General features: G+C 52.6%; 5 protein-coding genes. 2 read left to right on the plus strand and 3 right to left on the minus strand.

The window, feature by feature from the left end; all coding sequences use genetic code 11:
* Positions 1-6 precede the first annotated feature (6 nt).
* Complete coding sequence (locus AC0QH1_RS04385) at positions 7-639, minus strand: chemotaxis protein CheC (RefSeq protein WP_324629670.1); 633 nt, start codon at positions 637-639, stop codon at positions 7-9.
* 1 nt (position 640) lies between these two features.
* Positions 641-1,009, minus strand: coding sequence for a response regulator (locus AC0QH1_RS04390; RefSeq protein ID WP_324629671.1), 369 nt, complete (start codon positions 1,007-1,009; stop codon positions 641-643).
* A 325-nt stretch (positions 1,010-1,334) separates the two neighbouring features.
* Here AC0QH1_RS04390 and AC0QH1_RS04395 point away from each other — a divergent pair, with 325 nt between their 5' ends.
* Positions 1,335-2,906, plus strand: coding sequence for a mucoidy inhibitor MuiA family protein (locus AC0QH1_RS04395; RefSeq protein ID WP_324629672.1), 1,572 nt, complete (start codon positions 1,335-1,337; stop codon positions 2,904-2,906).
* Positions 2,907-3,056: 150 nt separating this feature from the next.
* On the opposite strand, the gene AC0QH1_RS04400 is transcribed toward AC0QH1_RS04395, so the two are convergent.
* Positions 3,057-6,737, minus strand: a complete 3,681-nt coding sequence (locus tag AC0QH1_RS04400) for a PAS domain S-box protein (RefSeq protein ID WP_324629673.1) — start codon at positions 6,735-6,737, stop codon at positions 3,057-3,059.
* Positions 6,738-6,954: 217 nt separating this feature from the next.
* On the opposite strand from AC0QH1_RS04400, the gene AC0QH1_RS04405 reads away from it, so the two are divergent.
* Entirely contained in the window at positions 6,955-7,152 is a 198-nt protein-coding gene (locus tag AC0QH1_RS04405; RefSeq protein WP_324629674.1) for a hypothetical protein, read from the plus strand.
* The last annotated feature ends 481 nt before the right edge of the window (positions 7,153-7,633 follow it).

Here is a 7,633-nt window from a genome sequence, read left to right on the forward strand (position 1 = left end):
TTCTCATTACCCCTCTGGCCCAGTTTCTACCAGGTGCGCCCAGTTATCCACTGCTTCCAATAGATTTTCTAGCGACACCACACTCAACACCATCACCAGATAGCCGGTGACCGAATCATCTTCCATGCGAAATGCCGTGTAAACCACCATTGCATAGCGCATTTCTTCATAGCCGATATTCAGGGAATGAAGCAGTCCATCCACGGCATCTAAATGTAACCGGGGCACAGAAAAGGAAATTTGCATCTGTAGCAAATTGCCAAACACGCTCAAACAAGCATTCAATAAAATATTACCAATTTCGGTTAGCACTTCTGCTGCGGAACTATCCAAGCGATCGCCCCGGTGATGTTGCTGGGGCGTCACCAAATCCGTCAGCATCAATGCACCATCATAATTGAGCAGCAATAACGCATTTCCCGACACCCGACCCGTAAAAATTTGCTGAACTGTGGCAATTTCTCCCTCCACAAAACAGGCGAGTTTGTCGCTGAGTTCTTCAATCGGATGAATCGAAACCTGGGGCACTTCTAACAATACGCGATACCCGGTCAATTCCGAGAGGGATGCTGCAGTTCGCGCAAATCCCATATTCAATAATTCGCTTAACGCATCGCGCTGCAGGTCCGTTAATTGCATCCTACACCTCCATCCCTTGCAAAATGCAATTCACCGTTTCCGTCACGGTAGCGGCGTTAAAAGGTTTAGTCATATACCCCATTGCGCCCGCCGCCATGACGGTGGCGCGGGTTAATGCTTGCAAATCTGCAGTCGCCATTACCACTCGCGCCCCTGCATCGAACTCGCGCAATTGTTTTAACACTTCTGTCCCCTGCATATCTGGCATTGCCATATCCAGCAAGACCAAATCCGGTTTTTCTAGAGCATACTGTTCGATCGCCATCAGTCCATTTTTGGCCTCGATTATCTCATGCCCTTCCGGTTGCAGCATTCGCCGCAGCATTCCCCGAGACATCGTGGAATCATCCACGATTAAAATTTTTGCCATCACCATGCCTCCTTATCACCGCCCCACGGCATGTCTCCGTACCGAGGTGGCGCTATGCGATCCTTTTTATTTAGTGTGCCACAACCCCTCCGGTGAAGTGAATTCCCGTCACAATTTTCAATAAATCTTTAAGGTGGTGTTCTCCTCAATTGTGGCTAGGGGCCTTGGCTTCACCCCTTGCATTTCCCGGTTCCAATGCTTGTAAATTCGAGCGGTTTAATTTATAGTTTAAACTAGGCATCCCGTCAACTTTACCCGGATTCGAGAGGATAAACCATTGATTTGCTATAACAAATATTATCCTCAATGGTAACGCAGAGAAACGATGGCAGGAATTGACGAGGTTCGAGAATTGACCCTGGATGCACCTGTCACTCAGGTGACTTTGTTAGAAGACCGCGCCTTAGTCCGCCGCCAGGGAAGGGCGACTCTGACGCCCGGTTTGTGGCGCGTGACCGTGGAAAACGTGACCCCAGTGCTGGCGGATAAATCGTTGCGCGGGGAGTTTTGTGGGGCGTCGCCGGGGGCGCATCTGGATGACCTGCGCCTGCGGCGTCAGATGTTGGTGAAGGCAAAGGATCGACCGGAATCCATGCAAGAATTAGAAACAGAAGTGCGATCGCTGCTCGAGGATTTCCGCCATGTAACCCAAGACCGCGAGCATCAGGACTATTGCTTCGATAAAATTGAGAAAATTTTAGCGAAAGCCTTGGAAGAATTGCCCGAGGATGCTGCATGGGGACAACTGGATCCCCTGGCGTGGCGATCGCAATTGGAATCGTTATTCCAACAGTTGCGATCGCTGCGGGGGGAAATTTTAACCGGCTATCGCACCCAAGAACAACTCCACGATCGCATTAATCGGTTAATTGCCCGCATGCAAAGTCTCTCCCGCCCGGATATGCTTTATGCGGCACGACTGGAAGCGGATTTAACTATTACCCAACCCACAGACAACGAAATCGCCTTTGAATATGTAGTGCCAAATGCCCTGTGGCGACCCTGGCACCAAGCGCGATTAACCCGTCAAGAAACCCCGCAGATTTGCTTTCGGATGGAAGGCTGCATTTGGCAACGAACGGGGGAAGATTGGAGCGATGTAGATTTGATTTTTTCCACCGCCAGAGCTTCTCTGGGAACCGAACCGCCGCTTTTAACCGAAGACCGATTAAATGTTAAAGAAAAATCGAAAACTCTAGATATCGAAATACGCGATCGCCCGGTCCAAACCGTGGGACTCGGAAGCGCCGCCACCCCGGGAACCGTAAACTTACCCGGGGTGGATGATGGGGGGGAAGTTCGCACTTTGCGCCCACCCACAAAAGCCTCCATTCCCTCCGATGGTCGTCCCTATCGGGTGCCGATTTTTTCCTTTACCTCCGAGGCAACTATCGAGTATATATTAATACCAGAAATCGCCTGTCAGGTTATCCTCAAAAGCGAGCAAACCAATCGCGCTTCCTTTCCGATTTTAGCCGGTCCGGTGGACTTAGTGCGAGAAAGCGAATATGTGGGAAAAACCGCCGTCGCCTTCATTGCGCCGGGAGAAAAATTTGCCCTGGGATGGGGGCCGGAAAATGCCCTGCGCGTCCAACGCAAGCAAAGCCAAAAAGGCGAAACCGATCGCTTAACTCAGTGGCATCACTTGACCACCACCACGGAATTGTTTCTGTCGAATATCGGCGCAGAACCCCGCACCGTAACCACCACCGAACGAGTGCCGGTGTCGGAATTAGAAGAAGTCACAGTGGAGGCGATCGCGTCAGAAACCACCGACGGGATACAACCGGATGAAAACGGCTTTTGCACCTGGCGTTTTACCCTCGCGCCATACTCGCAAATGCAGGCGCAGTTGGTGTATAAAGTCTCCAAGTCCCCGTCAGTCAGCCAGAGGTAATCCCATGTCCGGTCTGGGTTAGCTGTAGGGTGGACAACCAGTTGCCCACCCTACCCGGGGGTTAGGTGCGTCAGTCCGGTGAGAAATCCACCGGATGCCCGATGACGCTCAAATGTAACCCGGTAGGGTGAGCCAACCCACCCGACAAGACTACTTGCTTTGTGAGGCGATCGGGAGCATCACCCGAAATGTGGTACCGCGACCTTCTCCCGCACTGGAGACCTCCACCGTGCCGGCATGTAATTCCACCAAATAGCGCACAATGGTCAATCCGAGGCCCAGTCCGCCATGCGATCGCGTGGTGGTGCTATTGGCTTGGCGGAAGCCTTCAAACACGTGAGGCAAAAACTCCGCACTGATGCCAATCCCCGTATCGCTCACGCTCACGCGAACGAAACCCTCTGTGCGCTCGATCCTCACCGCCACTCGTCCGTTTTCCGGGGTAAACTTCACCGCATTGGAGAGCAAATTCCAGAACACCTGGGCCAAGCGCTCCGGATCGCCGCAAAGCGGCGGCACATTGTCATCCACCACCGAGTCCAAGACAATCGATTTTGCTTTGGCGGCGGGCGTCACCGAGGCGATCGCCTCTTGCACCACCTTCGCCAGATTTACCGGCACCCGGACGGGGCGAATTTTGCCGCGAATCATCCGCGATACATCCAAGATATCCTCAATCAAGGTTAACTGTAGCTTGGCATTGCGCTCGATAGTTTCGAGGGCTTTCTCAATTTTGGCTTCGCTCAACTTGCGGGCGCGGAGCAACTGCGCCCAACCGAGAATCGCATTCAGCGGGGTGCGAAGTTCGTGAGATACCACGGCCAAAAACTCATCTTTCAGGCGGTTGGCACTTTCCGCCTGGGTGCGCGCCTGCTGTTCCGCGTCATACAGGTGAGCGCGGTCGATCGCCAGGGCGATGCGATCGGCCACCAACTCCAGCAAATGCAGGTCTTCGGTGCTAAATTCCCGCTCCGTTGTACTCCCCACGCGCACTACCCCGAGAATCCGGTTGTCCAGCAGCAGCGGCGCACCCATGAGGGACTGAATCTGTTGTTCTTGCAAAATCGCACTGCGAACCTGGGTATAAGCCTCCCGTTCCAGGCGCAGGGATTCTCGAGTTTCGGCAATCCATCCGCAAAAGCCTTCCCCCAAGGGAATCGCCAGGGGGCTGACTCCTTCCGCTTCCAGTCCTTTTGTCGCTTTCACCTGTAACGTTTCCCCCTGGGCATCCATCAGCAAAATGGTGGCGGTATCCACTTGCAATACTTGCGTGAGGCGATCGAGCAGTTCTTCCAGCAGATCCTTGAGCGACAAGGGCGCGATCGCCACATCGGTCACCGCCTGCAGGTTTTGCACCATCGCGGTAGCACTTTCCGCCAAGGCGCGCGCCGCTTGTTCCCGTTCCAGCACTTGCCTACGTTCTTCGGCGGCCATTTTTTGCTCGTGGATGTCCGTATTCGTCCCGAACCACTTGCACACTCGTCCCGCTTTATCCCGCATGGGTAACGCCCATCCCAGTATCCAGCGATAGCCATTCTCGCCCCAGACACATTTAATTCGCGCCTCGATTTGATAAGGTTCGCCGGTCTCGAGGGAATAATGCCAGCGATCGATACAGCGCTGCAAATCGTCGGGATGCAAAATCGGCTCCCATCCGCCACCTAACAGTTCTGCGATCGAATAGCCGGTATATTCCGACCACCGATGATTCAGGTAGTCCACCGATCCATCGGCTTTAGCGGTCCACACCATCTGCGGAATGGCTTCGGTGAGAAAGCGATAGTATTCCTCGCTCGCTTCCGCCCGCGCCCGGGCTTGTTGTTCGCGCTGCAACAGTTCGCTGCGCTCGAGTTGGGCCTTTTTGAGGTCTGTAATATCGATTCCCGAACCCACAAATCCCTGAAAACTGCCATCGGCGGCAAAACGGGGAATGCCGGTATCGAGTATCCACCGATACTCGCCATTGCCTTGTCGGAAGCGCGTTTCTAGGGTAAATTTTTGCCGCTGTTGGAACGCTGAAGTATAAATCTCCAGGTAGTGCGCTTTCTCTTCGGGATGCAAGTGCTCCATCCAGCCTTCCCCCAGTTCTTCTGGCAAGCGGCGTCCGGTAAAGGTTAACCAAGATTTGTTGAAAAATGTGCGAGTGCAATCGTCGGCGGCTATCCATAACAGCACTGGGGCGGTATCGGCCATGTTGCGAAAGCGTTCTTCGCTATCTTGCAATGCGGCGATCGCCCGATTTTTTTCCGCTTCGGCTTGTTTGCGCTGGGTAATATCCGAGCGAATGGATAAGTATTGTATCGGTGTGCCGCGTTCGTCTAAAAATGGCACGATCGCAGTATCTACCCAATATTCCCTACCATCTTTGGCTTTATTTTTGATTTCTCCTTTCCACACTTGACCGCTAGTGAGCGTCGCCCACAAGTCCTGAAAAAATTCTCGGGAATGATAGCCGGAACTGAGGAGGTTATGGTTTTGTCCGAGGAGTTCTTCCCGGGAATATTGAGAAATTTCGCAAAATGGCCCATTCACGTAGTTGATTGTTCCGCGACTGTCGGTGCGCGAAACAATGGCGGATTTATCTAGGGCAAATTTGAGGTCGGAGAGTTCTTTGAGGGATTGTCGCAGGGCTTCTTCGACTCGCTTGCGATCGCTGATGTCGCGCCACGCACACACCCGCCCTCGGCGATCGGCTTCGCTACAGTTTTTGCCGATGATTTCTACCGGAAATCGGGTACCATCTTTTTTAACGCCGGTGACTTCATAGGGTTTTTCATACCCGGTTTGGATATTTTCCCTCACTAAGGGAAGGGATTCTGGGGCGACAAATTCTTTGACCGACAGTTGCATCACTTCGCTCAGTTCGTAGCCAAATATCTGGGCAAACGCGCGGTTGGCATCGAGAATTTTTCCCCCTTCGTGGAAGATGATTCCTTCTACGGTGGCTTCGGATAAGGCGCGAAATCGCCGTTCGCTTTGCAAGAGGGCTTCGCGCGCTTGAAACCGTTCGGTGACATCGCGAACGATGGTGCAAAATCCGCGCAGGTTGCCGGCTTCGTCTCGCAAGGCGGCGATCGCCACTTCCGCCCAAAATCGCGACCCGTCTTGTCTCACTCGCCAGTTTTCTTCTTCATAACTGCCGAATTCTGCGGCTTGTTTTAGGTGGCGATCGGGTTTGCCGGCGGCGATGTCTTCTGGGGGATAAAAGCAGGCGAGGGGTTCGCCGAGAATCTCGGCGGCGTCATATCCTTGAATGCGGCTGGCGGTTTCGTTCCAACTGGCTACCCGCCCTTGGCGATCGAGCATGTAAATCGCGTGGTCTTTCACCCCTTCGACTAATCGGCGAAATTGCTCTTCGCTGTGGTGCAAGGCGGTGACATGCTGTTGGTTTTGGCGCGAAACCGTTTGGGCGCGCTGGGTTGCGGCTTGCAGTTTGGCGACGATAAAACTGATTAGCACTCCTTCGATCGCAAATAGGAATAAGGACCAGTTGGGTTGCAGGTTTTGCAAAAAAAGGGAATGGGTGGGAGCTAAAAAGAAGTAGTTGCTGAGGAATGTGGATAGCACGGTGGCGAGTAAGCCCGATCGCCAACCGCCGCACCACGCACTCACCATCACGGCGGCAAAAAAGAGGAGAAAGGTGATTTCTGTGTGCAGGTTAGGGTCGAGGGGAAGATGCAGCAGGGTGGCGATCGTCACGGCAAAGATACCAATTCCATACTGTTGTAGCGTTTTCGGCCTTTGCGCGGCGTTCCAGGTGGCATACTGCTGGCTCAACTGGAGCAGTTTTCTGCGGATAATCTGCGGGATAATCGATCTAATTTGCCACATGATACTGACGAGTGATTCGCTGTTTGAGGAGGTTTAGTGTGTTAATATCCCCAAATCGGTTCCGATGAGTTCCGGACAGTTGTGATTCGACTCTCGTTTTTGATTGGTTTTCACATACTATTGTAAAGGCTAATTTGAAGTTTGCGGGAAAAAAAACTGTTAAAAATTATGGAGACGAAAAGTTGGTAGCGAGGTTTATGCCTTAAGGAGGATGTGGATGGTTTTGATGGTGTGCTACGGCAACTTTAGCGCCTTCTGTTACAGTGGGGGCGGATTGATTGACCGCTGTTGCTCGCCGATTGACCCGGTTTTTCAACCCGCGATCGGGCAATGGTTGCGATCGCCGACCACGGTTGACGCGCCCACAGTCGCCGGACATTTTCTCGGTTGCGTCTCGGGCATTCCCCTGGGGTAAATTTTGGGGCGCGATCGCGAAGGGCGTGCCTTTTTTTGCGGCGAATTGCAGGGAATTCTGCTGGGGCGATCGGGGTCAGCGAGTTGTTCTGCAATATACAATATGAGCCATTGGTCGGCTGAAACCTGCTGCTTTACTCCTTTTCTCACTATTTATCAAAAAGCCTTTCCCTCGCCTCTGTGACGATGGCGGGTAGACCGACAAAAATTATTTGCCCACCCGATTATTTCGGTGGAACCACAATCTCATGTTGTATGTAAGCGACAACTGTGCCAGCCAGCATAATTTTGAAATGACTAATTTCTCCCCACTAAGGTTTTAAACTTTTACCAAGTCCGATAACAACATAGATAGACAAATGGTTTTGACAAGCTGCTGTCAACCATTGCTTTGCAGTTTCCCCATTATAGCCTTTCTCAGATTGATGTGGTACGTAGCCGAATAGTCATTACCGCGCTTGCACCTCCGAGGTGAAAAATTC

The organism is Phormidium sp. CCY1219 (genome assembly GCF_055795085.1).

Bases quoted from the DNA above. Each gene is read 5' to 3' on its own strand.
- AC0QH1_RS04385 (WP_324629670.1), bottom strand. From the start codon at position 639: ATGCAATTAACGGACCTGCAGCGCGATGCGTTAAGCGAATTATTGAAT.
- AC0QH1_RS04405 (WP_324629674.1), top strand. From the start codon at position 6,955: ATGGTTTTGATGGTGTGCTACGGCAACTTTAGCGCCTTCTGTTACAGT.
- AC0QH1_RS04390 (WP_324629671.1), bottom strand. From the start codon at position 1,009: ATGGCAAAAATTTTAATCGTGGATGATTCCACGATGTCTCGGGGAATG.
- AC0QH1_RS04400 (WP_324629673.1), bottom strand. From the start codon at position 6,737: ATGTGGCAAATTAGATCGATTATCCCGCAGATTATCCGCAGAAAACTG.
- AC0QH1_RS04395 (WP_324629672.1), top strand. From the start codon at position 1,335: ATGGCAGGAATTGACGAGGTTCGAGAATTGACCCTGGATGCACCTGTC.